The organism is Bdellovibrio sp. HCB117, assembly GCF_047305915.1.
GTDB lineage: Bacteria > Bdellovibrionota > Bdellovibrionia > Bdellovibrionales > Bdellovibrionaceae > Bdellovibrio > Bdellovibrio bacteriovorus_B.
The window spans coordinates 2,980,094-3,006,390 of the sequence record NZ_CP178622.1; the positions used below are offsets into that span (position 1 = coordinate 2,980,094).

Annotated in this window: 20 protein-coding genes; 9 read left to right on the forward strand and 11 right to left on the reverse strand. The window is 45.8% G+C overall.

Going from position 1 to position 26,297, the window contains the following annotated elements; all coding sequences use genetic code 11:
- Nucleotide 1 precedes the first annotated feature (1 nt).
- From ACLWBD_RS14125 to ACLWBD_RS14140, 4 genes are all read left to right on the forward strand, one after another.
- Nucleotides 2–889 (forward strand): NAD(+)/NADH kinase, encoded by an 888-nt coding sequence (locus ACLWBD_RS14125; protein ID WP_063205010.1) that lies wholly within the window; start codon nt 2–4, stop codon nt 887–889.
- Between the two features lie 23 nt (nt 890–912).
- Complete coding sequence (gene recN / locus ACLWBD_RS14130) at nt 913–2,607, forward strand: DNA repair protein RecN (RefSeq protein ID WP_063205011.1); 1,695 nt, start codon at nt 913–915, stop codon at nt 2,605–2,607.
- Between the two features lie 75 nt (nt 2,608–2,682).
- On the forward strand, nt 2,683–3,627 hold the full coding sequence (locus ACLWBD_RS14135; protein WP_063205012.1) for an NmrA family NAD(P)-binding protein: 945 nt from the start codon (nt 2,683–2,685) through the stop codon (nt 3,625–3,627).
- A 77-nt stretch (nt 3,628–3,704) separates the two neighbouring features.
- The gene (locus tag ACLWBD_RS14140; RefSeq protein WP_063205013.1) at nt 3,705–5,798 is read left to right on the forward strand and encodes a S9 family peptidase; all 2,094 of its coding nucleotides are present in this window, start codon (nt 3,705–3,707) and stop codon (nt 5,796–5,798) included.
- Between the two features lie 51 nt (nt 5,799–5,849).
- Here the strand turns inward: ACLWBD_RS14140 and ACLWBD_RS14145 are convergent, their stop codons facing one another.
- From ACLWBD_RS14145 to ACLWBD_RS14155, 3 genes are all read right to left on the reverse strand, one after another.
- Nucleotides 5,850–6,647, reverse strand: a complete 798-nt coding sequence (locus tag ACLWBD_RS14145) for a L,D-transpeptidase (RefSeq protein WP_063205014.1) — start codon at nt 6,645–6,647, stop codon at nt 5,850–5,852.
- 235 nt (nt 6,648–6,882) lie between these two features.
- Nucleotides 6,883–9,558, reverse strand: a complete 2,676-nt coding sequence (acnA, locus tag ACLWBD_RS14150) for an aconitate hydratase AcnA (RefSeq protein WP_413568643.1) — start codon at nt 9,556–9,558, stop codon at nt 6,883–6,885.
- A 15-nt stretch (nt 9,559–9,573) separates the two neighbouring features.
- Nucleotides 9,574–10,122 (reverse strand): NUDIX domain-containing protein, encoded by a 549-nt coding sequence (locus ACLWBD_RS14155; RefSeq protein WP_413568644.1) that lies wholly within the window; start codon nt 10,120–10,122, stop codon nt 9,574–9,576.
- A 168-nt stretch (nt 10,123–10,290) separates the two neighbouring features.
- Here ACLWBD_RS14155 and ACLWBD_RS14160 point away from each other — a divergent pair, with 168 nt between their 5' ends.
- Both ACLWBD_RS14160 and ACLWBD_RS14165 read left to right on the forward strand, forming a co-directional pair.
- On the forward strand, nt 10,291–11,034 hold the full coding sequence (locus ACLWBD_RS14160; protein ID WP_413568645.1) for a hypothetical protein: 744 nt from the start codon (nt 10,291–10,293) through the stop codon (nt 11,032–11,034).
- Nucleotides 11,035–11,165: 131 nt separating this feature from the next.
- A complete protein-coding gene (locus ACLWBD_RS14165) occupies nt 11,166–11,867 on the forward strand; it encodes a tyrosine-protein phosphatase (protein ID WP_413568646.1) in 702 nt (233 codons plus the stop codon).
- Here the strand turns inward: ACLWBD_RS14165 and ACLWBD_RS14170 are convergent, their stop codons facing one another.
- From ACLWBD_RS14170 to ACLWBD_RS14190, 5 genes are all read right to left on the reverse strand, one after another.
- Nucleotides 11,868–12,302: a hypothetical protein gene (locus ACLWBD_RS14170; protein ID WP_413568647.1), complete on the reverse strand. Its 435-nt coding sequence runs from the start codon at nt 12,300–12,302 to the stop codon at nt 11,868–11,870. It abuts the gene before it with no gap.
- A 125-nt stretch (nt 12,303–12,427) separates the two neighbouring features.
- Nucleotides 12,428–13,177: a UDP-2,3-diacylglucosamine diphosphatase gene (locus ACLWBD_RS14175; protein ID WP_413568648.1), complete on the reverse strand. Its 750-nt coding sequence runs from the start codon at nt 13,175–13,177 to the stop codon at nt 12,428–12,430.
- Complete coding sequence (ftsZ, locus tag ACLWBD_RS14180) at nt 13,177–14,826, reverse strand: cell division protein FtsZ (RefSeq protein WP_413568649.1); 1,650 nt, start codon at nt 14,824–14,826, stop codon at nt 13,177–13,179. Before ftsZ ends, ACLWBD_RS14175 begins: the two co-directional genes overlap by 1 nt.
- A gap of 62 nt (nt 14,827–14,888) precedes the next feature.
- A complete protein-coding gene (ftsA, locus tag ACLWBD_RS14185; RefSeq protein ID WP_413568650.1) occupies nt 14,889–16,142 on the reverse strand; it encodes a cell division protein FtsA in 1,254 nt (417 codons plus the stop codon).
- A 114-nt stretch (nt 16,143–16,256) separates the two neighbouring features.
- Nucleotides 16,257–17,003 carry a cell division protein FtsQ/DivIB gene (locus tag ACLWBD_RS14190; RefSeq protein WP_063205022.1) on the reverse strand — a complete coding sequence of 249 codons (747 nt, stop codon included), beginning with the start codon at nt 17,001–17,003 and terminating at the stop codon, nt 16,257–16,259.
- A gap of 231 nt (nt 17,004–17,234) precedes the next feature.
- Here ACLWBD_RS14190 and ACLWBD_RS14195 point away from each other — a divergent pair, with 231 nt between their 5' ends.
- The 3 genes from ACLWBD_RS14195 to ACLWBD_RS14205 all read left to right on the forward strand — a co-directional run bounded on the left by ACLWBD_RS14195 (nt 17,235) and on the right by ACLWBD_RS14205 (nt 22,624).
- Complete coding sequence (locus tag ACLWBD_RS14195; RefSeq protein ID WP_413568651.1) at nt 17,235–18,764, forward strand: methyl-accepting chemotaxis protein; 1,530 nt, start codon at nt 17,235–17,237, stop codon at nt 18,762–18,764.
- A gap of 249 nt (nt 18,765–19,013) precedes the next feature.
- Nucleotides 19,014–20,675 (forward strand): methyl-accepting chemotaxis protein, encoded by a 1,662-nt coding sequence (locus ACLWBD_RS14200; protein ID WP_413568653.1) that lies wholly within the window; start codon nt 19,014–19,016, stop codon nt 20,673–20,675.
- A gap of 143 nt (nt 20,676–20,818) precedes the next feature.
- Nucleotides 20,819–22,624, forward strand: a complete 1,806-nt coding sequence (locus ACLWBD_RS14205) for a hypothetical protein (RefSeq protein WP_413568655.1) — start codon at nt 20,819–20,821, stop codon at nt 22,622–22,624.
- Between the two features lie 102 nt (nt 22,625–22,726).
- On the opposite strand, the gene murC is transcribed toward ACLWBD_RS14205, so the two are convergent.
- The 3 genes from murC to ftsW are packed head-to-tail and all read right to left on the reverse strand — an operon-like array spanning nt 22,727 to nt 26,297.
- A complete protein-coding gene (gene murC, locus ACLWBD_RS14210) occupies nt 22,727–24,088 on the reverse strand; it encodes a UDP-N-acetylmuramate--L-alanine ligase (protein ID WP_063205025.1) in 1,362 nt (453 codons plus the stop codon).
- Entirely contained in the window at nt 24,085–25,155 is a 1,071-nt protein-coding gene (murG, locus tag ACLWBD_RS14215; protein WP_063205026.1) for an undecaprenyldiphospho-muramoylpentapeptide beta-N-acetylglucosaminyltransferase, read from the reverse strand. Before murG ends, murC begins: the two co-directional genes overlap by 4 nt.
- Nucleotides 25,155–26,297, reverse strand: a complete 1,143-nt coding sequence (gene ftsW, locus ACLWBD_RS14220; protein ID WP_063205027.1) for a putative lipid II flippase FtsW — start codon at nt 26,295–26,297, stop codon at nt 25,155–25,157. The genes murG and ftsW overlap by 1 nt, the downstream gene beginning before the upstream one ends.

Below are 26,297 nucleotides of genomic sequence, written 5' to 3' on the forward strand. Positions count from 1 at the left end.
GATGAGCAAAAACAGTAAATTAGTTCTAGAAGAAAATAGCAGCATTGCTTTAGTTTATCGCTTAGAGACGGCCCAAGCCGTCTCTTTAGCAAAGAAGGTTTCTGATTATTTGAAAGACAAGGGCTTTGATGTTTACACAGGCCCTGATCAAAAAATCATTCCCGGAACCAAAGCCGCAAAAACTAAAAAACAGTTGGACCAGCTTAAGCTGATCATCGTTCTCGGCGGAGATGGAACTTATCTTCGCGCCGTACGCCTGCTTGAAGGCCGCAGCACGCCGATCTTGGGCTTTAACATGGGGTCTTTGGGCTTCCTGACAGCCCACAGTGCGGAGTCCGTTTTTGATGTCATCGATAAAACTCTTGCGGGAAAAATGGTTCTTCGTCCCCGCTCTATGCTTTTTGCGAAAATTCTTCGTCGCGGTAAAGTGCGTGAAGAACACCATGCGCTCAACGACATCGTGATTGAAAGAGGCTCGATGAGCCAATTGATCAACACGGCTATTTATTCAGAGAAATTCCTGGTTAGCGAAGTGAAGGCCGATGGTTTTATCGTCGCCAGTCCTTCGGGCTCGACAGCGTACAATCTCGCTGCGGGCGGTCCTTTGCTTGATCCAGAATCCCCGGTATTTGTGATGACGCCTGTCGCGCCTCACTCCTTAACGTCTCGTCCTTTGATCTTCCCTGATAATAAAGAACTTTCTTTCAAGCTTGATGGGAAAACTCAAAAAGCGCACTTCATCGTAGATGGTCAAAAGATGACGGAACTCACGCCTCAAGACGAAGTGATTGTGACAAAATCTTGTTACGATCACATGATGGTGCGTGAGCCTAATCACAACTACTTCCACTTGCTTCGCGAAAAACTTAAATTCGGAGATCGCAGCTAGAAAGCTAGTTTGCAGGAGATATTATGTTACTAGAGCTGAAAGTTTCTAATTTCGCCATTATCGAAAACTTGCACATCACCTTCAAAGAGGGACTTAACATCTTGAGTGGTGAAACGGGTGCCGGTAAATCCGTTCTTCTTAAAAGCCTCAGTCTTTTGATGGGCGGAAAAGCCTCTAGCGACACAATCCGCACCGGAGCTTCTCAAGCGACGATCGAAGGCTCGTTTGATATTAGTAAACGCTATGACATCATCGACAACTTAAAAAGCATGGGCATTGAAGTGGATGAAGACACTTTGATCGTTCGTCGTGTTTTAAGTGCGGGTGATAAATCGAAAGTTTATTTGAACGGCAGTCTTAGTACATTGAACAGCTTGCGCGACATCGTGGCTCCCCTGGTGGAGCTAGCAGGTCACTCGGCACCTTTGATCGAAATGACCGGTCAACATGAAAACCGCAATTTGATGTCCAAAGCTTACCACTTAGATCTTTTAGATCAGTATGCGGGCACTTGGGATAAGCGTCTTTTGTTCACTGAAAAGTACAATCGCTATCACGCCATCTTTGAAGAAATCAAAAAATTAGAAAGCGATGCCAAACAAAAGGCGCAGCGTTTGGATTTCTTAATTTATCAGCGCGATGAAATTGCGAACTTGGATTTGTCTCCGGGTGAAGACCTTGAGCTTGAAGTGGAAGTAAAGAAGCTTAAAAACTCTTCGCGCATTGGTTCTTTCGTCGATCAAGCCGAAGAAGCGCTTTACACCGATGATGATTCGGCGATCAGCCGTTTGAATGCGGTTCTTAAAAAAGGCCTTGAACTTGCGGGCGTGGATCCGCAAATCGCGACCAAGCTTGAAAATCTTGAGCAAGCAAAAGCTTTGATTGATGAGACCGTTTACGAGCTTCGTCAGTATGCTTCAAAGATCGATGCCGATCCTCAGCGTTTGGAAGAAGCGGAAGGTCGTTTGAGCGATCTTCGCAAATTGCAGAAGAAATATGGCTCAACAGTAGATGATATTTTAAAAGCCTTGATGGATATGGAAATTGAAATTTCCAATCTGCAAAACTCTGAATCCAAAGTGGAATCTTTAAAGAAAGAAGCTTCAGCGATCTTAAAAGAGCTAGAAACTTTGGGAGCCGATCTTCACAAGCGTCGCTTGAAAGGTGCAGATTTGCTTTCAGAAAGCGTGAATGCCGAGCTTTTAGACTTAAACATGAAGGGTGTGACCTTCCACGTACAAGTTGAAAAGATGGAGCTCTCTTCTTCGGGCATGAGTGACGTGGAATTCTTGAGTCAGACTTCCGCAAAAGATGTAAAACGTCCTTTGGCGAAGTTTGCTTCTGGGGGCGAATTGAGCCGTATCCTTCTTTCTTTGAAGCGTGTGGTGGGCTCTACAAATCAACCTCGCACTTATCTCTTCGACGAAGTAGATACTGGTGTTTCCGGTGAAACAGCCGAAAAAGTCGGAAAGAAACTAAAGACCATTGCTAAAGGACAGCAAGTGATCTGTGTCACTCACCTTCCGCAGGTGGCTGCCTTTGGTGACGCTCACTTCTTTATTCAGAAATCTCCGCAAAAAGGTTCTGTGGCGATGCTTGTGTCAGAACTCAAGACAAAAGATCGTGTGCAGGAACTGGCTCGCCTTATCAGTGGCGAGAAAATCTCTAAGACTTCTGTCGCCCACGCCGAACAACTTTTGGCAGAGGCTCAAGCCTAACAGCTGATGAAGAATTCGTAAGTAGAGCCTCCTTATTTCCCCAAGTAAAATGGGAGCAAATAAGGAGGTTTTTTTATGATTCTGGTCATGGGAGCCACGGGTAATATTGGCTCTAAAATCGTTACCCACTTACTAGCTCACGGTCAAAAAGTGCGTTGCGTGGCCCGACACTTTCCCAATAAAGAAAACTTCCAAGGTGCAGAACTCGCCCAAGGCGACGCAAATAATGTGAGCTTCTTAATGGATGCCATGCTCGGTTGCTCGGCAATATTCACCATGATTCCACCGAACCCCAAAGCCGAAGAGTCGCGTTTCTATCAAAATAAATTTGGCGAAGTGATTGCCGAGGCTATCGAGGAAGCCGGTATCAAAAAGGTCGTCAACTTAAGCAGTGTTGGTGCGGATTTAGAAAGTGGCACAGGCCCCATCTTAGGATTGCACGATCAAGAAGAGCGCCTGAGTGAAATCACTCATGCCGACATCATGCACTTGCGTTGTACTTACTTTATGGAAAATCTAAATAATAATATCTCAAGCTTGATCGGAATGAACCGTTTCTTTGGCACAATCAATGGGGATGTTCCGATTCCTATGGTTGCGACTCGAGATATTGCCGCTCGTGCCGCCTTCCTATTGATGAATCCTGATTTCAAATCTCACAATGTCGAATATTTGTTGGGAGAAAGAGATATTTCCATGAACGAAGCCGTTAAGATTCTGGGAAATGCAGTGGGACGCCCGGATGCTGAATATGTCGAAGTGCCACCGCAAGAAATGCGCAATTACTATATTGGTGCAGGATTGAGTGAAGACTGGGCCGATGTTTATCTCGAAATGGAAGAGGCCTTCGGGAACGGAACTATCGCAGGAACTTTCCAGCGCAATAAAATCAACACGACCGCTACTTCTATCGAAGAGTTTGCTCGCACTACTTTTGCGGATGCTTACAACAAAGCACTGGCAAAACAAAATCAAGTGCGCTTTCAACAGACTCAACGTGGCGGCGAAGCCCGACCTTAGTCTGAGTCGACGTAGAGCCTCTTGGAAATCCAAGAGGCTTATACCCACCCTCCCCTCGACGTGATAGCCTAAATCCCATGAAAAAAATCACTTACGCTGTTTTACTTCTGGGAGTTTCCTGCATGCACAAAGATCTTCAATCTTATCCGCAACCTGAAAAAGTTCCGGTGACGCTTAATAAGCATGGAGACGCAAGAACCGATGAATACTTTTGGCTGCGTGAACGCGAGAATCCAAAAGTCATTGATCATTTGAAAAAAGAAAATGAATTTACGGCCCAGGCAATGAGTTCGGTGAAATCTTTGGAACAAACACTTTTCTCGGAGTTAAAGTCTCGTGTAAAGGAAGATGAATCTTCAACGCCCGTCAAAGACGGCGATTACTACTACGCCGCTCGCTACGAAAAAGGTCAGCAATACCCGCTTTATGTTCGCTACAAGGGTTCACCAAAAGGGACGGAAGAAATTCTTTTGAATATACCGGAACTAGCGAAAGGACATGACTTCTTTGAATCTACAGGGCCACGCATGAGTCCCAATCACAAGATTATGGCCTATGCAGTGGATACAGTGGGACGTCGCTTTTATACCGTGTATTTCAAAGATCTTGAAAGTGGAAAGCTTCTGCCTGACACAATTCCCAACATGACCTCAAATCTTACTTGGGCCAATGATAATGAAACCGTATTTTACGCCGAACAAAATCCAGAAACTTTGCGCAGTGAAAAGATCTATCGCTACAACTTGCGCACGCAAAAGAAGGACTTAGTTTATCACGAAAAAGATGAAACCTTCAGTACTTACGTTTACAAATCATTGTCAAAGAAGTTCATCTATATCGGCTCTAGCAGCACACTAACGACGGAAGTTCGATTCATTGAGGCTAACAAACCCACTGAAGCCTTCCGCGTCTTCAATCCTCGTGAACGCGAGCATGAATACTCGGTGACGGACGATGGCGAACGCTTTTACATCATCACAAATAAAAAAGCTAAAAACTACAAGCTGATGACGACGGACCTTTCTCACACGGATGCTAAATCCTGGAAAGACCTGATTCCACATCGCGCTGACACATTCTTGCAAGATGTGACAGTGTTTAAGAACTATTTGGTATTGGATGAAAGAAAGAATGGATTAACTCAAATTCATATCACTGACAAAAAAGCCAAAAATGCTTATTTCATCCCGTTTGCAGACGGCAGTTATATGGCTTCCGTCGGCGACAATCGCGAGTTTGATGCTGAATGGGTGCGCTATGATTATGAATCCATGCGCCTACCCCCTTCTGTTTATGAGTTCAATATGAAAACTCACGAGCAGGTTCTAAAAAAAGTGCACGAGGTTCCTAACTACAACCCGGAACTTTACAAATCGGAACGCATCTTTATCACGGCTCGTGATGGCGTGAAGGTGCCTGTCTCATTGATCATGAAGAAAGATCATAAGGCTGATGGCACGTCTCCTCTTTTAATTTATGGATACGGCTCTTATGGGGCCAGCATGGATCCCTGGTTTAGCAGCGACGTCTTTAGCTTAGTGGATCGCGGTTTTGTTTTCGCTAAAGCACACATACGTGGAGGCAGCGAAATGGGACGTGAATGGTATGACACGGGGCGTACGATGAATAAGAAGAACACTTTCAATGATTTCATCGATTGCACGGAAGCCTTGGTAAAAAATAAAACCGCTTCTGCAAAGCGCGTTTATGCCATGGGTGGCAGTGCCGGTGGCTTATTGATGGGAGCTGTGATGAATATGCGTCCTGACCTTTATCAAGGTATTGTGGCGCAGGTTCCATTTGTGGATGTGATTACAACAATGCTGGATGATACGATTCCACTGACGACAGGCGAATATGATGAATGGGGAAACCCCAACGAAAAAGCTGCGTATGAGTATATCAAATCCTATTCACCTTATGACAACGTCAAAGACCAAGCTTATCCGAACACTTTAGTGACAACGGGTCTGCATGATTCCCAAGTTCAATATTGGGAACCTGCAAAGTGGGTCGCTAAACTGCGCGATCATAACAAAGGACCTTCCCTGATTCTGCTTAAGACGAATATGGAATCAGGTCATGGAGGCGCCTCCGGGCGCTTTGAACAATTGAAGGAAACGGCGACCGAGTATGCCTTTATCCTGATGGTGAATGAGAACGTAAAATAAAAAAGGCCGAGTGAAAACTCGGCCTTTTTCTTTTAAATTTATCTAGAAATCTTAGTTCACGTCTTCAACGATGATCAATGCACTGAACGTGTTAAACTTCATCAATTGACCGGTTCTGCTATGTACGATCTCTTGTTGAGAGATGTATTTCACATTTCCATTTTCATCTAGAACTGGAGTTCCATCCAAATTCACCGCCGGAACCACAGAGCGCTCCGTTTCTTTCACGCGGAAGAAAAGGTTCTCAGCCGTTTCTTTGTCTTGACGGATGCAACCACCTGAAGCGCGGCTTCCCAACATGTCTACGTAACCTCTGTAGACTTGGTGAAGGGCCAAACCGTTTTCGATATCAAAGAAAATCGCATAGGGCATATCTGAGTCCCAAGAACTTGATTTATGGTCTTCAGACAAATATTTCGGAGTGTAATATCCCGTAGGTGTTTGCGACCAATAGGATTTTGGAGGCGCGCCTGTGCAAACTTTGTTTTTACGGCGAAGTTCAAAACCTTCACGGCCTGTAGAAACCTTCGTTTTATGGATCAAATAGCCGTTTTCGTAAACCTTCATCGTTTGGGCTTCGTAACCGCGAGAGGCTTTGTTCACTACGATGACATAACGAAAACCACGCATCCAAGGTTTTGTATCAAAATCGCTTTCAGAAAAACGACCTTTAAAATGCTCCGGTAACTTTTCTGTCGTCTGCTTCTCAAACGCCAATGTCTCTGCGTATTCCTGCTCGTTGTATTTACAATCGTTAAACGTGTTTTTAACTTTACCCCAGAACGACGCCGACGCTGTCTGAGATACCACCAACGTCATTACGATGGCGCCATACTTCATTACGTTCATAAAAACTCCAGTCCATAAAAATAAATGACGAAAACAGGAGAGCAATTACCCTGCCAAGAAAATAGGCATTCAGAACAAAACTAAATAGAAACCGCCAAAAACGGATTTTCGTTTTCACCCGTGAGCGGCATTTTCGCTAAGAAGTTCTACATGTAATTTTTACTTTATAACGATTTTAAGAGGAAAAGAGCAGAAAAAGGCAGCCCCTCTCAGATGGGGCTGCTCTTAAGAATCTTTAAGTCAATTTGCGAAGAACGTAGTGAAGAATTCCGCCGTTCTTGTAGTACTCAAGCTCAACAGCAGTATCGATGCGAGAACGCACTTTGATTTCTTCTGTTTGGCCAGTGCTGCGAGTGATGCGAACAGTAAGATCTTGCTGAGCTTTCATGCCCGCTTCAATACCCACAATGTCCAAAGTCTCGGATCCGTCTAAATGCAAAGTTTTGCGATCTGTGCCCGGATGGAATTGCAATGGCAAGACACCCATACCAATCAGATTGGAACGATGGATGCGCTCAAAGCTTTCTGCGATAACCGCTTTAATTCCAAGAAGACGCGTTCCTTTTGCCGCCCAGTCACGAGACGACCCAGTACCATACTCTTTACCAGCAACAACAACCAAAGGTGTTTTTTCAGCCTGATACTTCATCGAAGCATCATAGATCGCCAAAACTTCACCGGATGGAATATGCTTTGTCATTCCGCCTTCAACCAATCCACCCAGCATTTCATTTTTAATGCGAATGTTGGCAAATGTCCCGCGCACCATAACGTCGTCATTACCGCGACGAGAACCGTAAGAGTTGAAGTCCTGTGGTGCAACGCCCTTACCAATCAAATAACGACCCGCCGGAGAATCTTTTTTGATACTTCCCGCCGGAGAAATATGATCCGTCGTGATGGAGTCTCCCAAAATCGCGAGAACGCGCGCGCCCTTCACATCCGTTAACTTTTCTGGCGTCATCGTCATGCCGGCGAAGTACGGTGGATTTTTGATGTAAGTACTTTCATCCCATGAATATGTTTGCGAAGACGTCGTGTTGATTTTCTTCCAGTCATCTGTTCCCGCAAAAACGTTTCCATAACGAGAATCAAACATCTTTGTTTCAACAGTTTTATTCACAAGATCTTGGATCTCTTGATTGCTTGGCCAGATATCTTTGAGATAAACAGGTTTCCCGGCCTTATCTTCGCCAATGGCATCCTTCGTAATATCAATGTGCATGCTTCCCGCAAGTGCGTGTGCCACCACTAACATCGGCGATGCTAAGTAGTTTGCTTTAACATGCGGATTGATACGACCTTCGAAGTTGCGATTTCCCGAAAGAACGGACGCTACAACCAAGTTTCCTTTTTCAACCGCTGTCGCAATTGGTTGAGGCAACGGGCCCGAGTTACCGATACACGTTGTACAACCGTAACCTACAAGGTTAAAACCCAACTGATCTAAGTATTTTTGCACGCCGGATTTTTCTAAATAATCTGTCACGACTTGCGAGCCCGGAGCTAGTGAAGTCTTCACCCAAGGTTTTACTTGCAAGCCTTTTTCAACAGCTTTTTTCGCCACCAGGCCGGCGCCAATCATCACGGAAGGATTTGAAGTGTTCGTGCAACTTGTAATAGCGGCAATGACGACGTCACCGTGACCAACCGTGTAGCTTGCGCCTTCCACGGCCATCTGCGATTTTTCTTTGGATGTCATATTGTCAGCAACTTGAAATCCTGAAACCAATTGGCTTTGGAAATCTTTTTGCGCATTTGATAACACCACACGATCTTGAGGACGCTTCGGTCCCGCCAGTGAGGGCTCCACAGTCGAAAGATCCAAATCTAAAATATCTTGGAAGAAATAATGCTTTTCATTTTCTTCAGAACGCCACAAGCCTGTCGCCTTAGCGTAGCTTTCTACAAGTTCAATCGTTTCTTGAGGGCGGCCCGACAAGCGAAGGTACTTGATCGTCTCTTCATCTACGGGGAAGAAACCACAAGTAGCGCCATACTCCGGAGCCATGTTCGCGATGGTCGCACGGTCAGCAAGAGGCATAGACGCCAAACCGGATCCAAAGAACTCTACGAACTTTCCGACCACGCCTTTTTTGCGAAGCATCTGAGTGATCATAAGAACTAGATCCGTCGCCGTAGCACCTTCTTTAAGTTTGCCATGCAAGCGGAAGCCAATCACTTCAGGGATTAACATGCTCAACGGTTGCCCCAGCATCACCGCTTCGGCTTCAATACCACCAACGCCCCAACCCAAAACAGAAAGGCCATTCACCATCGTGGTGTGGCTGTCTGTTCCGACAAGTGTGTCTGGAAACGCGTGACCGTGAGAATTCCACACAGTTTTACCAATGTATTCAAGATTCACTTGGTGGCAAATACCCGTACCCGGAGGAACGACTTTGAAGTTTTGAAACGCGTTCTGGCCCCATTTTAGGAACACATAGCGCTCGTGATTTCTTTCGAATTCCATTTTTACGTTTTCATCAAAAGAACGATTGGTTCCGAATGAATCCACCATCACCGAGTGGTCGATCACCAGATCCACAGGAACTAACGGATTGATCTTTTTCGGATCACCGCCCAGATTTTTCATCGCGTCTCTCATCGCGGCTAGGTCGACAACCGCAGGAACACCCGTGAAGTCTTGCATAAGAACGCGCGCTGGGAAGAAAGAAATTTCGCGAAGCAAAGATTTAGGATCCAAGCTAAGAAGAGAGTCGATATCTTCTTTCGTCACATGCATTCCATCTTCGTGACGAAGAAGATTTTCTAGCAGGACCTTCATGGATACAGGAAGTTTTTGAAGATTCGGGTGAGAGATTTTTTGTTGGTTGAAAACCGTATAGGATTTCGCTCCCACCTGAAGAGTTTCTTTTGTTTTAAAGCTGTCTTTGGATTGAATGTGCATAAGACGTCCCCCGTCTTAATTCCACTCCCCTCGCAGGATTTTATCAAGCCAAAAAGCCCCGATCTGGGTTTTCACATCCGAGACTTTTCCCTCTTGAACCAAATGCATGAGGTCTTCTGGCTTTACTTCGACGACCTCAATAAACTCACCATGATCCAGCTTCTGCTGCGCAAAATTCAGCTCGCGTGCTAAGTAAAGATCTATGTGTTCGTTGGAATAACCGATGACGGGATGAATCGTTGTTAAGAATTTCCAGTCCTTAGCTTGATAACCGGTTTCCTCTAAAAGTTCGCGTTGTGCTGTTAATAAAGTTTCTTCATTAGGATCCCGTTTTCCCGCAGGAAATTCTAGAAACACCTGCTTAACCGCATGACGGTATTGGTGAATCATCACGACGTTTCCATTCGGAAGAAGAGGTATCATCATCGCCGCACCTGGATGAAGGATGTATTCGCGAGTGTAAGTACGACCATCGGGAGCCTGGACCTGATCCTGTTCTACGCGAAGGAATCGGCCTTTAAAAATCTGTTTCGTCGAGAGCGTTTTTTCTTCAAGATGCTTCATAAAACAAAGAGTCTCATACCGAGAAGGCGTTGTCTCATTATAACTCCCCTGGACAAAAGATGATCCCGTCCTTTGTCCTAAACCTGTATAATGTTAGTTGCATACACTATGTAGATTAAAAGATTCTAATAGTGATTCAATTATGGTGGGAATCAGGAGGATTCTTTTATGAAGACGTTGAATAAAGTAGGACTTTTTCTTTCAACAGTTCTCGCTGTCTCGGTTCTGAGCGTCCAAGATGCAAACGCGCAAAGAAGATTCGGTGGCGGCCGTGGCCTTTCGGGCGATATGGCGTTGGGCATTGGTATTTCAACGGTGTCAGCGGATCAAGACGACTTGAACGGCGCGATTGATGACGCTGTTAATGCCAGCGCAACTAATGCAAAGAATCTGGGCTCAGCTTTAGAGATCTACGCAAACTGGAGCTATCGTTTTAGCGGAACGATGTACGCTTTTGTCTTCCGTCCATCTTATTTCATGCAAAAAACTGACGGCAGCAACTCGTATAAATACGAACTGACCGGTTATACGGTCTTCCCTATCTTCCGATTATACCCATTGGAAAACTCTTTCATTAAATTCTATATGCAGACGGGCCTTGGTTATGGAAGTCTCAACGGCAGTATCACGGCCGGAGCCAATAATCTTGATTTCAAGGGCAGCGCTTTTGGAGCGATGGGTGGTATCGGGGCTGAATTCTGTTTCACAGATACACACTGCTTAACAGTCGAAGGGAATATGCGCTATATGCCTATCGAAAGAAACGTATCCACAGGTGGAAATTGTACAGGGGGCACGATCCCTGGCATCAGCCAATGTGGTGATGGTTCTGAAGTCGAAAGAGGCAACTCTGACTTAAGAACGACCATGTCAGGCGTTCAGGGCCTTATTGGCTATACAATGAATTTTTAATTTAAATTGTTCCTATGTCCGATCACCTAAGGGCTCCATCAAGGAGCCCTTTTTTTATATTCTAGTTAGGAATAATAACTTATTTACTATGACCCTTTAAATTCCTGGGGCCCTTTTGTATAAACAGCCCCATGAAAACACTTATCTCTTTCCTGCTTTTATCTTTGGCCTCTATCTCTCAAGCCGCCGTTGAAGGCAGTTCAATTCCTAACGCTCACGTGGTCTACACTGAAGGCGACATGGCCGTTATTCGCGGTAAAGCTCCCGCCAATAAAAAACAAATAGAAGAACTTCTGGCTTTGGGTGTGGAAGAGTTTTTAATCTTTAAAAACGACACCAAAGGAGAAGTGGCAAAACAGATCACCACTTTACAAAGTTTGGGTGTCGCTAAAAATTCCATCACCCATATTCCTTTTCTTTGGAAAGATCTTCACGACTTTAACTCTTCCTGCAAAATGACGATGCAAGCGTTGCGCACGATTGAAGAAGCGGTCGAAGATAATAAGAGCATCTACTTTCATTGCACCGTCGGAGAAGATCGTACAGGATACCTTGCGGGTCTTTGGGGACTTTGGGTAGGCACTTATAAAACTGTGAAACAATCCGTGAATGAAGAACTCTGCGCTCGCGGATACGAGGCGGGAAATCCGCGCAAACCCTATCGTGATGTGGTTTTCAAGATTCGCGAAACTTTAACTCCGACTTATTTAAAAATGACGATGATTCTTTCAGAGGCTAAGCAAAGAGGTCTTTCGCTGGATGAATCTCTGTGTAATGAAGAACCAGAGTTAAACGTAGATGTGCAGAAGTTCTATTGCTCTAGTAAAAAATAATTACTGCATTCCATTTAATAACGATGAGTTCCCCATATCCGAATACGCGCGGGTGCCGTTGGTAAGAAGCATCGGCTCTGCCGTTCGCGAATACAGATAAGACTGATTGGAATAGATTCGGTTGGCTCCGGCAGACAACTGCCCTTCGGTTCGCTCAAAAGAAATATTCAAGGCTTTCGCCAGCATTCCCTTCTTACGATTATTGTTTTCCATCTTACTTAAAACTTTATCTAGTTCGAGCTTCAGTTCAGCGGCCGCTAACGCATCTCTTTTATCTTCCGCTTTTACGATGCGGCTTCTTAGTTCTGAAGCCTTTGTGGGCAGGGCCTTATCTAGAATAAATTCCGCCTCCAGCTTTTCTTTAGAGACAGTCTGGCACGCCATCATAAAGGCGCACAGAACAGGAATTAGGAATTTAAAGTTCGATGTTTTCATAGCCACCTGCAGTTATTACTGCAAAGTGTGCCAAACGCATAAAGGCTGTCTCAAAATGAGATCTGGCTTTCATCTCGAAGAAAGACAAGTTTCAGATGTTTAACGAGCTGGCAGGTGTTGCCGTTTTAGGACTCTAAATAGACCCAGTTCGGTTGGCCGTCTTTGATATGAAAGACCTTAACTTTTTCTTCGAACCACGAGCCCAAATTCACCGTGCGCACTTTTCTGCCGCGAATATCAACGACATGGTCATCAAAGACATGCATATGGCCCGAGATAATAATATCGAAAGGCTTTTCTTGATAAACCTTTTCCGTGTGGGCCCGAATCATCTGCACTAGCTGAGATTCGTTGGTGGCGCGATAGTGACCACTGCGCGCGCGACTGCGTTTGCTCGCTCGATTTCCGACGTAATCCCAGAACTTACCGGGAATGATGTTGCCCAAAGGTTTGATGTAAGGGTTGCGGATGATGCTTCGGTATTTTAGATATTTTTCGTCCGCCAGATTGATGAGGTCACCATGCTCACAGCGAACGATAAGCCCGTCCAGATTGTAGTACTGGGCCTCAACGTGAACTTCGACGCCTAATTGCTTTTGGAAAAAGCCTTCGACGTGAACATCGTGATTACCCTCGATGTAGGTGATGCGGGCTCCGGCTTTGCGGAGATCTCGCAGCGCTGCGATTAAATCCGGAAACTTTTTAGCGAAGTAGGAATGCCCACCAACCCAAAGGTCGAAAATATCCCCCAGCATGAAAAGGTGAACTTGCGAAGGATTTTGCTGAAGCAAAGAACGCAAAAAGCGCAACAGGATTTTCCCATTGCGCTCTTCTGCGGATTTTAAGTGAATGTCAGATAAAAACCAGGCTTCCACTATTCTTTATTCAAATCAAAACCTTGTTTCTTGCGAATGAACGCGGGTACTTCAAGATTTTGGCTAGAGAATGGAGAGCTCAACACTTCGCGAGCCATGCGACGAGCTTCTTCCAAAGATTGCTGTTCATGATCCACGTTCATAGACAACTGTTCAGGGTTGTTATGACGAGCCTTCAAGTCTTGGCTTTCTTTGAAAGCACGCGCTTTCGCTAGCAACATATCACGAGGAGAAACTGCCGCTTCAACTTGTGGTTGAATTGGAGTTGCTACTTCTTGTTGTTGTGGCTGAGGTTGTTGGACCATCATATTTTGCGCCGCTTGCTGCGCCACTTGCGGAGTCACCGGAGCTACTGGCGGAACTACAACCGTCTCAGTTACCGAGGGACCCTCCTGTTGTGGTTGCGTAAAGTTCATCACGTGGGATTGAACAGTCGCAATCGGTGGCAACTCAACAGGGGCCGCTTGCTGTGGAGCTTGCGGCATCTGTGGCATAGTCGGCATTTGAGGCATCTGCGGCATTTGGAATTGCGGCATTTGCGGCATCACCGGCATTTGGGGCATCTGTGGCATCTGTGGCATCTGAGGCATTTGCGGCATCATGTTCATTCCGCCAAATTGTGCCGTGGCCTGTTGGTTCAAGAAATTCTGCATTTGATTTACTTGAGCCATGTCGTTCACAAGTTTCACATCGTGAGAATCGAAACCAGTTGCGATCACAGTCACGCGAACTTCATCACCCATGTTATCATCGATAACCGCACCGAAGATGATTTCTGCATCTTCATGAGCTGCTTCAGTGATAAGAGTTGTTGCTTCGTTCACTTCATATAGAGAAAGATCAGATCCACCCGTGATGTTCACGATGATGCCAGTCGCGCCATCGATTTTAACATTTTCAAGAAGTGGAGAAGAAATTGCAGCTGTCGCAGCTTCAACAGCGCGGTTTTCACCTTTCGCTGCACCAGTACCCATGATCGCGATACCTTTAGAAGACATAACTGTGCGGATATCTGCAAAGTCCAAGTTGATCAAACCGCGGATATTGATAAGGTCGGAAATACCTTTCACCGCTTGAAGAAGAACTTCGTCTGCTTTTTTGAAAGTCTCTAATAGAGGAGTTTTTTCAGCTGCGATAGAAAGTAGTTTTTGATTCGGGATAACGATCAAAGTATCTACGTTCTCTTTTAGTTCCTGCAAACCGCCTTCAGCGTGTTTACCGCGTTTTTTACCTTCAAACAGGAAGGGCTTAGTGACCACACCGATTGTCAAAGCGCCAAGTTCGCGCGCAATCTTCGCAACAATCGGAGCGCCACCTGTACCTGTTCCGCCACCCATACCCGCAGTGACGAACACCATGTCCGCGCCTTCCAATTTCTCAACAATTTCATTATACGATTCAATCGCAGCTCTGCGACCCACATCTGGGTTTGCACCTGCGCCCAAACCTTTAGTCAAATCAAGACCCAACTGAATTTTGTTAGGAGCTTTATTTGCATTCAAAGCTTGGATATCTGTGTTGGCAACGATGAACTCAACACCGGTCATGTTAGACTCGATCATTGTCGTTACAGCGTTGCTTCCGCCACCGCCGACACCGACAACTTTAATATTCGCTCCGATATTGATATTTTCCTCTAGCTCAAACATTCGACCCTCCCCTATTAATACCGCCAGCCCAGGCTACGGCGGTGATGCAAGTAAAAAACTTTTTAAAAAATCTGTCCGAAAAAATCTTTGATCTTCTTCGTGATACCGTCGAGAGACTCGCCGATGTTCACTTCTTGCTGCTGATGACCTGCCTGCAAATCTTTTCTTTGTGCTAGTGCATACAACAACAGTCCGACGGCTGCTGAGAACTCTCCAGATTTCACAACATCTGTCAGACCGCCGATTTGCTGAGGAGTCCCTCGACGAACCGGAATATCAAAAATAAACTCACCCATCTCAATCAGACCATCAAGTTGACTTGCGCCGCCGGTAAGAACGATTCCCGAACCCAACATTGGCATCAAACCACTCATGCGCAAATCGTTCGCGATCAAGTTCAGAGTTTCCTCTGCTCTTGCTTCGATCACGTCTGCTAAGTCTTTGCGAGGAATCACGCGGGCTTTTCTGCCGCCGACACCTTCGACCTCGATAGTTTCATTTTCATTCACCATAGAAGCCATGGCGCAGCCATGCTTCTTCTTTAAAGCCTCTGCCGCAAACTGTGGAGTGCGAAGTCCTACAGCCACGTCATGAGTGAAGTGCTGACCACCCACCGGAATTGTCGATGAATGCGCCACACTTCCGTTGACGAAATACAAAGCGTTGCAAGCGCCGCCGCCCATGTCGACAACACACACGCCCAGATTTTTTTCGTCATTAGAAATAACTGCGGTTGCTGAAGCCAATTGCGCCAGCACCAAACCAGAAATTTTAAGTCCCGCTTTTTCAACACATTTCACCGAGTTGTTGATCGCGCTTTGGCTGCCCGTCACGATGTGAACGTTGGCTTCTAAGCGGATGCCTGACATACCCACAGGATCTGTGATGCCGTCTTGGCCGTCGACTTTGAATTCTCTTGGAAGAATGTGCAGAACCGTGCGATCTGCCGGAACCGCTACGGCTTTTGCCGCTTCGATCACGCGATCAATTTCTGAAGGAGTCACTTCGCGATTTTTAATTGCGACCATGCCCTTTGAATCAAAAGAGGAAATGTGCGTGCCCGCAACGCCGACCCATACCTCAGAGACGGAATAGCCAGACATCAATTCTGCTTCTTCTTTAGCTTTTTTAATGGATTCCGTTGTGGCCTCGATATTCACCACAACGCCTTGGCGAATGCCCGTATTAGGAGCAGTTCCTACGCCAGCGACTTCGATTTTTCCGTCGGAATTGACTGTGCCGATCACAAAAGAGACTTTGGTAGACCCAATGTCCAAACCAGCCAATACCGGTGCCTTCGGTTTTGATGTACTCATCCTTAAGTCCTCACGGATGCTTAATCTAATGTTGTAGAACCACCCGATAAAATCATTTCAAAGGGTTTTCAAAGCGAGCTTGACCCGACTTTGATCGGTCCTCCAGACTTAAGCTTAGGGATCCTTACGCAACCTGACAAGGACTTTCTTAGACAGATTCGCATCTATGACGCGCGCGTCAAATTGGCGAGATTCGAGATAGTCGACGACTTGTGAGACTCGAGCGGCCTTGAGTGAAACTTGGTCTTCGCCCATCTTCACTTGAATTCCGGTCTTTATCATCGTCATCCAAAAACCTTCTTTAGAGTCGTGGCGAATTTCAGAAATCGTTTTTTTACTGAACGATCCTTCAGCAGGAATTTGTTCGATCACTTCCACTGCTTTTTTTCTAAGCTCACTTTTCTTCTGAAAACTTTCGCCGTCTAGAAGAGCCACATCAGGAGCTTGCTTGGTTTCAACAGGATCTAAAAAACTTCCGTCTTTAATAATAGGTACAAGTTTTCCACCCTTACCCATATAAAGAAGTTTCACTTCATAAGGACGTACGCGCACAGCAAGAGTCGCCGGCCAGCTGCGTTTGATATTCAGTTGCTCCACCCAATTTAAATCCGAAACTTCACGAGAGATTTTTTTAAGTTTGATGTTCCAAAGTGAAATGCCCTTGTACTTCGCCAAAGACGCTTCAAGACGGTCTACATGAGGCTTTAAAAATTGTTCTTGGCCTGCCGGAGGGTTTTCAAGAATGACTTCGATTTTCGTGATATTGAAGAAACCATTTTTATTAAGATAAAAAAGGGAACCCGCAAGAGCTACAGGCAAAACAATAAATCCAAAGATGAGTTGTAAAACGAGCTTCTTCACGAGGTTCTCCGAGCAAATCCTTTGCTGTCGTAGATTTTAGACTAGCAAGACCCGGTGCTACTTTGAAGCTATTTAAGTGAGGAGATTTTCTTTCCCGCCGGAAGCAAGACCTAGGTCCCAGCGCTTCAAACACTTTCTTCGCTAAAGTTGCGAAATAAATGCAGAACACGAGTTCTTAAGTATTTTTTTATTCTCTCAACCACCGATAGAAAGATTACCAAGGAGACATCTATGAGACTGGGGACGAAGATTATTTTAAACGTGGGTTTATCCTGTGTGATCTGTACACTTGCCGCGGTTGCCATTTCTTCGTCAAAGGTTCATAACCAAGGGCGCCACCAACTAATTGAAAAATCTCAGGCTATTCTTTCGCGTCTTGAAGCGATCCGTAGTTACATCGCAACCCAGGGAAAGCTTGAAAATGATTTTGCTCACGCAGTGACAAGATTTCCCGACGGCAAACTTCCAGAAGAAGAGCGTCAAAGCTTATTGCGCAAAGTTCCTATTTTTGCATCAATTGTCGTGGGATTTGAAAATGCCAAAGACGACGGCTACCAGTTTCGTGTGTTTGCAGACAAAGCACGTCGCGAAGGCAACAAAGCAACTTCTAAAGAACTTGAGATCCTCAAAAAATTTGAGGCCAATAAAGACTTGAATGAAATTGTCGAAGACACAGACCATGCCGTGATCGTCTATCGCCCCGTACGTCTTTCAGCCGCACAAGGCTGCCTTCTTTGCCACGGCGATCCGGCGACGAGCCCCTGGAAAAACGGAAAAGATATCTTAGGTTATCCAATGGAAAACTGGAAGGACGGTCAACTTCACGGAGTTTTTGCTATCACCGCATCCACGGAAGAAGTTACCGCGGCAGCGATGAATACGACTTATTCAATTCTAGGCTGGGCTCTGTTAATCACTGTTTCGATTCTAGTTATTTCCATCATCCTTGTGCGTAAGCCTATGGCGGCTTTATTGGAATCTATCAGTTTACTAAATGTCGCCGGCACGCAAGTTTCTAGTACGGGTCAAGAGATCCGTGACTCGAGTCAAAACTTAAGTAATGCCGCTGTCACTGCGGCAGCCTCCATTGAAGAGACTTCCGCCTCCACAGAAGAAGTGTCCAGCATGGTTAAGATGAATACAGAGCACGCCAGCAAAGCTCGTGATCTAGCTCATCAAGCGCAGGAAAAAGCGCGCATTGGCGAAGAAGAGGTTCGTAAGCTGACTGTCTCTATGAACGAAATCACGACAAGCTCGAAAAAAATTGAAGAGATCATCACAGTGATTGACGACATCGCATTCCAAACAAACCTTCTGGCATTGAATGCTTCCGTTGAGGCCGCTCGCGCGGGAGAGCATGGTAAGGGTTTTGCCGTTGTGGCGGACGCTGTTCGCAGCTTAGCGCAAAGAAGTGCGACCTCCGCGAAAGAGATCTCTACATTGATCAATGAAAGTGTTACGAATATTGAAAAAGGCCAAAAGGTCGTTCAATCTAGTGAAGTCTCTTTGAAAGAGATTGTTAAGACCATCGAACATCTTTCTACTCTTAACGACGAAATTTCTACTGCCAGCAGTGAACAAGAACAAGGCATCGTTCAAATAAATAAAGCGCTTTTTGAAATGGATAAGATCACTCAAGCCAATGCGGCCGCCGCAGAAGAATGTGCCGCGGCTTCAGAAGAATTGGCCACTCAGTCCACCGTCATGGACGAAGCCGTTAAAAATTTGAACCACATCATTACTGGTAAAAACGCAGCCTAACCTCTTCCAATTATTAATTTTTAGACACAATCAAATCTGAGTTTACTATCAAACTCAGATTTGTTTTTATTCAATTCGGGCCTCCTAATATATTTAAACGCACAGAGAAACAAAATTCCCTCCCAAGGCCTAGCCGCTTTTTTACGACCCACTCAGTTTTCGCTGTCTAAATTTGTAACTTATGTGCAAGGAACACGAGTTCGATAAGGAGGACATCGAAAAAACATCGTAATTTAAGGAGCGACCCACATGAAGTTTAACGCCAAGGTTATGTTGAGCATTCTTTTAGCCTGTATCATCTGCACCACCGCGGCCGTTCTTGTTTCTACATCCCGTATTTCTTTACAGGGTGAAACGCAATTAATCGAAAAATCACGTGCCATACTTTCCCGCTTAGAATCGGTTCGCTCGTACATCGCCTCTCAAGGTGGACTGAAAAATACAATTCAAGACGCTATCACGGAGCATCCGGACGGAAACTTGTCGAAGGATGCAAAGCTGACAATCCTAAAACAGGTTCCTATCTTCGCCGCGATGAAGGTAGGTGCAGAAAATGCTTCAGAAGAAGGATACACTTTCCGCGTGTTTTCAGGTGAGCCTCGCAATGATGACAATCGCGCCACGGATACTGAGATGGCCATCCTTAAAAAATTTGAAGCGGACCCTTCTCTTAAAGAACTTTCTTCAACCACAGAAAACGAAATTATTGTTTATCGTCCCGTACGTCTTTCCGAATCACAAGGCTGCATGAATTGCCACGGCGATCCGGCTCAGTCTCCGTGGAAAAATGGCAAAGATATTTTAGGTTACCCAATGGAAAACTGGAGAGATGGAAAACTCCATGGCGCCTTCGCCGTCATCTCGAGTAAAGCAGAAATCAAAGCCGCGGCGGCCAATGCCACTTGGTACATTGTTGGTTGGTCGACAGGTCTTTCCATCCTCGCCATGTTTATCGCCTTTATGTTCTTGAAAAAACCGATGAAGGCTTTAGCGGGTATCGCAGAAAAGCTGCAAGAAACAGGTTTAGGTGTTGCCCAAGCCAGCCGCGAAATCACGAAGTCTTCACAAGATCTCAGCACTGCAGCTTCAACGGCTGCCGCTTCTATTGAACAGACGACTTCGGCGACCGAAGAAATGTCGAGCATGATTAAGCTCAACGCCGAACACACTCGTGAGGCGAAAAATTTAGCGGAAGATGCGCAAACAAAAGCGCGCGCTGGTAAAGACGAAGTTGAAAAACTGATCTTCTCCATGGGCGAGATCGCGAAGAGCTCAAAGAAAATCGAAGAAATCATTACAGTGATCGACGATATCGCCTTCCAAACAAATCTTTTGGCCTTGAACGCGGCCGTGGAGGCAGCTCGTGCAGGTGAACAAGGGAAAGGTTTTGCCGTCGTCGCTGAGGCCGTTCGTGCGTTGGCACAAAGAAGTGCCACGTCCGCGAAAGAAATCTCAGATTTGATTCGTGATAGCGTCGAAAAAATCGAAAACGGCCACGAAGTCGTTCAGGCCAGCGGAACCATGTTGACAGAGATCGTTCAACGCATTGAAAAGCTGACTTCGGTGAATATCGAAATCTCTACGGCAAGTTCAGAACAGGCTCAAGGTGTGACGTCGATTAACATGTCCATCAACGAAATTGACCGAGTCACTCAAGGCAATGCCTCTGCCGCTGAAGAATGTGCGACCAATGCAGAAATCTTGTCCGATCGCTCTGCCCAAATGCACTCGATGGTTCAAGAGTTGACGCAAATTATGGAAGGTAAGTCGGCCAAGGGAGAAACGTTACACGCTCCTATCCCTCGATCAACGTCAACGGCACCGACTAAGAAGTCAAACCCTGCACCAAAGACAGCAGCGCGTGCCTCGAAGCACCACGATGACTTGTTACCCTTAGACGATGCTTCTTAGTTGATAAATTTTCTTTTCTGCTAGCAAAAGGACGAATTCTCAGATTGAGACTTCGTCCTTTTTCGTCACCTGTCAGCCTTTTTTACTCTCAGAATCAGCACCGCCTTACTCGATGTGGATAAGAGCTTGCACTCTTTATGCGCATGAAGACATGTCTGCTTTTAATCTTAGGATCCCTTCTATTTTCGGTCGGCGCCACAGCCGCTCCGAAAAGAATCTGCACGATGACTTTAAACTCTGAAAACGAGCGCGAAGTTCTAAGAAGTCTTTATGCGGGCAGCGATGTCGAAGTCACCGAACTTGTTCCTGCGAACAAGGATCCTCAATGGCTACAAAAAGCCTGTCAAAGCGGTATTGAATGCGATGTGCTTTTAGTATCGGGACATTTCGGTGGAGTGTTTTTCGGTGAAGGGGTCAGTACCACATTAGATCTTAAAGAAATTGAAAAGCTCAGTTGTGAAAATGCGTGTCCCGGCATCTTGAACAAGCCCAAAGATGTTTTCTTGATGGGATGTAACACTTTGGCGACCAAAGTCCCCGACAAACGCTCCATTGAAGAATACGTCGAAGTTCTAATTAAAAACGGTTTTCCACGTGATCTCGCCGAGCGCGTCGCCTTTTCTCGCTATTCCGATTACGGTATGAGCATCAGCCAGATTTTTTCTTCGGCTTTTCCTCAGTCGGAAAGACTGCACGGATTTTCGAGCACAGGTCCCATGGGCCGTGTTGCAGGTCCGATGATGCGCAGAGCTCTGAAAGATATTTCCAAAGAAACATTTTTCACGAAAGGCCCGAACATCCAAAAGTTCAAAGATGTTTTTGCAGGAACTAGTTACCGTATTGTAGAGCCTAAAAAAGAAATGGATCCGAACTACCGCCATCTTGCTTGTAAGACATATTCGAAAGATACGACTCACAACAAAGAAGCCATCGAGTTTATTTCTCAGAAAACGAATTTAAAAAAATACTACGAGCCTCTTTTAGAAGCCTCTGAAAACCCGTCCTTTTTAGCCCAATTGCAAAACACCGTGCTTCCTTCGCCGGAAATCACCAGAAATTTTGAAAATTTCTTCGCACAAATCAGTTCAGCAAAATCTTTACCGATGAAAATGAAATTCCAATTCTTGGAATTGCAAGCCAAGCTCGGTTTGATGCCAGAGATGGTAAAACGAGAACAACAAGAAAAACTCATCCGTCAAAGATTAGCAAACGGCTTGAACTTCATCATCACCGACCAGCTTTGCACAATGAAAGACCATCTTAAAAACATCGAACTTAAGGGCGATTGGATCAAGCTAGACAAAGTAGGCATCCCCTTCATGCCCAGAGTCGCTCAGTGCTTTGGCTCTTACGACACACGCATGGAAGATTTATTAAAAGCGATGGCAACAATGGATGACCCTTCGTGGAGACGCGAAGCCGTTCGCGCATTGGCTCCCCGCCTAACACCAATAGAAGTCCAAGATCTTTTGATCGCCTCTTCAGCATGGCCCGTCCGCGACCACCAAGACATCCTGTACACTCTAAACCAAAAACAACAAGACCCCTTACCACCCATGGCCCAACATTGCATGCTTAAAGCCAAACGCCAAGACACAGCAGATTCACGCGACGGCTACCGCTGGGGCTGCTACAAAGAGTTCGAACACCTGATCGACACCCCAGCAAAGTGCCACCAAGTCGCCGACCAATTCGAAACCAACAGCGTCTCAGGCATAGACTGGAACTGCCTCACCAGATTCAATTCAAAAATCCATTTAGGCGCCTGCCTAGCTTCAGCCGACCGCAACCAAGACCCAGAAAACTCCGACGACATCCGCTGGTACTGCTGGAGCAAACTCCACGACCAAAACCAATTGAGCCGCTCCGAGTGCTTAGCCCTAGCCTCCTCAATGCGAATCCAAGGCAACCGCTTCAAAGCCAACTGGAACTGCATGAACCGCCTTTAAAAAACAAAACCATGAGGCACCAAAAAAAATCCTCGACGCAAAAAACGCCGAGGACTTTGTTATTTAATAATTTGAAATTCTGAACATCGTAGGCTGCGGATTTTAAAGCTGATTTAAAACATCAAGCCCGAGCTTCCATCCGTCGCCAGCCCCTAAGGTGACGAAGACATCGCCTTCTTTAAGAAGACCCAGCACTTTCTGAGTCGCCTTCTCATCACGAAGGAAATAAGAGGCATTGGCATGTTTCATATCCAAAGCCAGCTTTTCACTGCTGATTCCCGGAATCGGCGCTTCACCCGCCGCATAGATATCCGTCAGAAGAACCGTGTCTGCTTCTTTGAAAGCCGTTGTGAAATCATGCCAGCAGTGTTGCGTGCGTGAATAACGATGTGGTTGGAAAAAGACGACCAAGCGTTGACCCGGATACTTTTCACGGAAGGCTTGCAAGACTGCGCGCACTTCTGTGGGATGGTGACCGTAGTCATCGTAAATTCTGATGCCGCGTTTTTCGCCTTTGAAGTGAAATCGACGATCCACCCCCTCAAAGCGCTGAAGACCTTTTGCACAAGTTGCAAATGGAATTCCGGCGGCAACACCCGCACAAATGGCGGCTGTCGCATTCAAAGCATTGTGACGACCTGGAACTTTCAAACTGAATTCGCCCACTAAGTGGCGCGTTCCTAAAAGACGGTCACTGCGATACAGAGAGTAATTGCCTTGCTCACCAGAAAGAACCAGATCGTTCTTTTCATCAAAGCCGTAGAATAAAATACGTTTTGGGAAATTTTCAAAAATCTGACGGATCACGGGATCATCACCGCAAGCAATGACTTTTCCATAGAATGGAACCTTTTGAGCAAAGTCATAGAAACTTTTTTGCAAGTTTTCAAAAGTCTTATAGTGATCCAAATGGTCGGAATCCACATTCGTGATGATCGCCACTTCCGGAGAAAGTTTTTGGAAACTGCCATCAGACTCATCAGCTTCAGCAACCAACCAGTCACCAGATCCCAACATCGCCGTTGACTTGATCAATTCAAATCGTCCCCCGACAACAATCGTCGGACTTAAATTAGCTTCTAAGAAAATTGCTGACGTCATTGACGTCGTTGTTGTTTTTCCGTGAGTTCCTGCGACAGCGACTCCACGCTTAAGACGCATGATTTCCGCCAAAGCTTCAGCTCTTGGGATTAAAGGAATTTGACGTGCACGGGCTTCAGAGATCTCTGGGTTTCCGTATTGAATGGCACTAGAGTAAACCACCACATCCGCATCGCCAACATTGGAGGATTGATGTCCTTTAAAGACTTTCACTCCAATTTCGCGAAGACGTTCCGTGTTGGCGTTGTCTGCGATGTCACTTCCTGAAACTTTTGCGCCGATATTGTGAAGAAGCTCCGCGAGCCCACACATACCGATGCCCCCGATACCTACGAAATGAAATTTGGCCTGTTGTAACTTCATTGCAAGATTTCCTTTGCGATCGTGGTCGCCGCTTGAGGGATGTAGAAGTTCTTTATATTCTGAACCATCTGTTCACGCAAAGCTTTATCGTTTCTTAAAGATTGAACTTCTGAAATCAATCTTTCCGGAGTTAAATCTTTCTGTAAAATCATGCGACCTGCATTTTTTGACACAAGACTTTCAGCATTTTTTTGCTGATGATTGTCGGCCGCTGGCAAAGGAATAATGATCGGGATAATCCCGAAAGCCGCAGCCTCAGCGATAGAGCTCGCACCACCTCGGCTGACGATGATGTCGGCCCAACGATAGTATTTTGGCATGTCGTAGATGAACTCCTGTGGCTCAACACTGCATGGAGCTCCACGATATTTTTCTGAAATGGTTTTAAAATCCAAAGATCCCAACTGATGAACGACAGACAAGTTACGAACCCAATCCCCACCGGACATGATGGCGTCGCTTAAACAGTTATTGATCGCACGTGCACCTTGGCTGCCACCGAAAGAAAGAAGATGGAAGTTGTCATCTTCGCGTTTTTCGGTCTGGGCGTTTTCGATTTCTTCGCGCACGGGCATTCCGGCTTGAATCACGTTATCGCTCTTTAAGTGTTTCTTGGCTTCAGCAAAAACAACGAAGCACTTATCAACGAAACGCGCCAGAAGACGATTTGCCATTCCTGGCATCGCGTTCGGTTCCCAGATGGCCGTATTAAAACCGATGATACTGGCAGCCAGTACGAAAGGACCCGAGGCATAACCGCCCACGCCGATCACGTACAAAGGCTTCAGTTGCCCCAGCAGGCGAATCGACTGCCAAACGCCCAAAGGAATTTTGAAAAGAGTTTTTAGCTTTTGAAGGGGACTTTTGACGTTCAGCTTACCGGACTCAATCAAGTGAAGGGGGAAACCTTCGCGAGGAACAATTTTCGTTTCTAAACCCATCGCCGTGCCGACAAAATGAACTTCCACACTGGGATCCATTTTTTGAATAGCCCGCGCGATTGCTATACCAGGATAAATGTGACCACCGGTCCCACCACCCGCGATCACAATCGTCTTTTTACTCATTAGTTTTTCACCTTCGCATGTGTCCAGCGTGATCCGAATCGACGAGAAAATTTATCCTCTTCAAAAGAGTTTTCGATGTTCAGGATCAAACCAAACATAAAACACAATGATACCAAAGAACTTCCACCGTAACTCAAGAATGGCAGAGTCAGACCTTTCGTCGGAAGAAGTCCCATAACCACCCCCGCATTGATAAAGACACTCAGTCCAAAAGTCACTGACAAACCTAAAGCCAAAGCTCTTTTAAAGGGTTCTTCAGCTTTCACTGCGATCTGGATGCCGCGGAAAACTACGAATCCGTACAGAGCCAGAATCGCCACAAAACCGATGAAACCCATCTCTTCACCCAACACCGCCATTGTGAAATCCGTGTGCGCTTCAGGTAAGAAGAACAATTTTCCTTGGCCTTGTCCCAATCCTGCACCCGTCAAGCCACCCGAGTGAAAACTGAGCATACTCTGAATCACCTGGAAGCCCTTCTGAGCAGGATCGGACCAAGGATCCAAGAACGCCAAAACACGCGCCCGACGGTAAGGAACCGACATCACCAGAAAATAAAACGCAGGAATCAAAACCGCAAAGGACGCAATAATGTATTTCCACTGTAAGCCGAACGCAAAAAGCAATGTCACGCCCACCATCATGATGATGGCAAACGTTCCGAAGTCAGGCTGCTTTAACAAAAGCGCCATAGGGAAAATCATAAAGAGCACAATCCAATGCCACTTCACACGCGCTAAGAAGTTTTCTTGGCGGACCACAAGACTTGCGAATAAAAGACTGAAAGAGATCTTCAGCAATTCGCCCGGTTCAAAACGAATTCCAAACGGAAGCTGAATCCAGCGCATCGCCCCACCAACACGAACTCCTAAACCGGGAACATACGTCGCTAAGACACCTAACGTCGCTAAAAGCCAAAAGGCCCAACCGTATTTTTCGATGTAGCGAAAAGGAATATGAATGGTGGCAATCAGAACAGCAAACGCGATCAGAGCGAAGATGAACTGTCTTTTGAAGAAGAAAAGACCGTCCCCGTAAGATTCGATCGCGAAAATAAAGCTGGAGGAATAAACTTGGACAAGGCCAATACCCAGAAGAGTGATGATGGCTAAAAACAAGCTGCTAGACAAATATCTCAACAT

Coding starts and splice junctions, on each gene's coding strand:
- murC (WP_063205025.1), bottom strand. CDS start 24,088: ATGAAGTTACAACAGGCCAAATTTCATTTCGTAGGTATCGGGGGCATC.
- ftsZ (WP_413568649.1), bottom strand. CDS start 14,826: ATGTTTGAGCTAGAGGAAAATATCAATATCGGAGCGAATATTAAAGTT.
- recN (WP_063205011.1), top strand. CDS start 913: ATGTTACTAGAGCTGAAAGTTTCTAATTTCGCCATTATCGAAAACTTG.
- ACLWBD_RS14125 (WP_063205010.1), top strand. CDS start 2: ATGAGCAAAAACAGTAAATTAGTTCTAGAAGAAAATAGCAGCATTGCT.
- ACLWBD_RS14205 (WP_413568655.1), top strand. CDS start 20,819: ATGAAGACATGTCTGCTTTTAATCTTAGGATCCCTTCTATTTTCGGTC.
- ACLWBD_RS14195 (WP_413568651.1), top strand. CDS start 17,235: ATGAGACTGGGGACGAAGATTATTTTAAACGTGGGTTTATCCTGTGTG.
- ACLWBD_RS14155 (WP_413568644.1), bottom strand. CDS start 10,122: ATGAAGCATCTTGAAGAAAAAACGCTCTCGACGAAACAGATTTTTAAA.
- ACLWBD_RS14135 (WP_063205012.1), top strand. CDS start 2,683: ATGATTCTGGTCATGGGAGCCACGGGTAATATTGGCTCTAAAATCGTT.
- ACLWBD_RS14170 (WP_413568647.1), bottom strand. CDS start 12,302: ATGAAAACATCGAACTTTAAATTCCTAATTCCTGTTCTGTGCGCCTTT.
- ACLWBD_RS14140 (WP_063205013.1), top strand. CDS start 3,705: ATGAAAAAAATCACTTACGCTGTTTTACTTCTGGGAGTTTCCTGCATG.
- ACLWBD_RS14200 (WP_413568653.1), top strand. CDS start 19,014: ATGAAGTTTAACGCCAAGGTTATGTTGAGCATTCTTTTAGCCTGTATC.
- ftsW (WP_063205027.1), bottom strand. CDS start 26,297: ATGTTGAGATATTTGTCTAGCAGCTTGTTTTTAGCCATCATCACTCTT.
- ACLWBD_RS14165 (WP_413568646.1), top strand. CDS start 11,166: ATGAAAACACTTATCTCTTTCCTGCTTTTATCTTTGGCCTCTATCTCT.
- murG (WP_063205026.1), bottom strand. CDS start 25,155: ATGAGTAAAAAGACGATTGTGATCGCGGGTGGTGGGACCGGTGGTCAC.
- acnA (WP_413568643.1), bottom strand. CDS start 9,558: ATGCACATTCAATCCAAAGACAGCTTTAAAACAAAAGAAACTCTTCAG.
- ftsA (WP_413568650.1), bottom strand. CDS start 16,142: ATGAGTACATCAAAACCGAAGGCACCGGTATTGGCTGGTTTGGACATT.
- ACLWBD_RS14145 (WP_063205014.1), bottom strand. CDS start 6,647: ATGAACGTAATGAAGTATGGCGCCATCGTAATGACGTTGGTGGTATCT.
- ACLWBD_RS14160 (WP_413568645.1), top strand. CDS start 10,291: ATGAAGACGTTGAATAAAGTAGGACTTTTTCTTTCAACAGTTCTCGCT.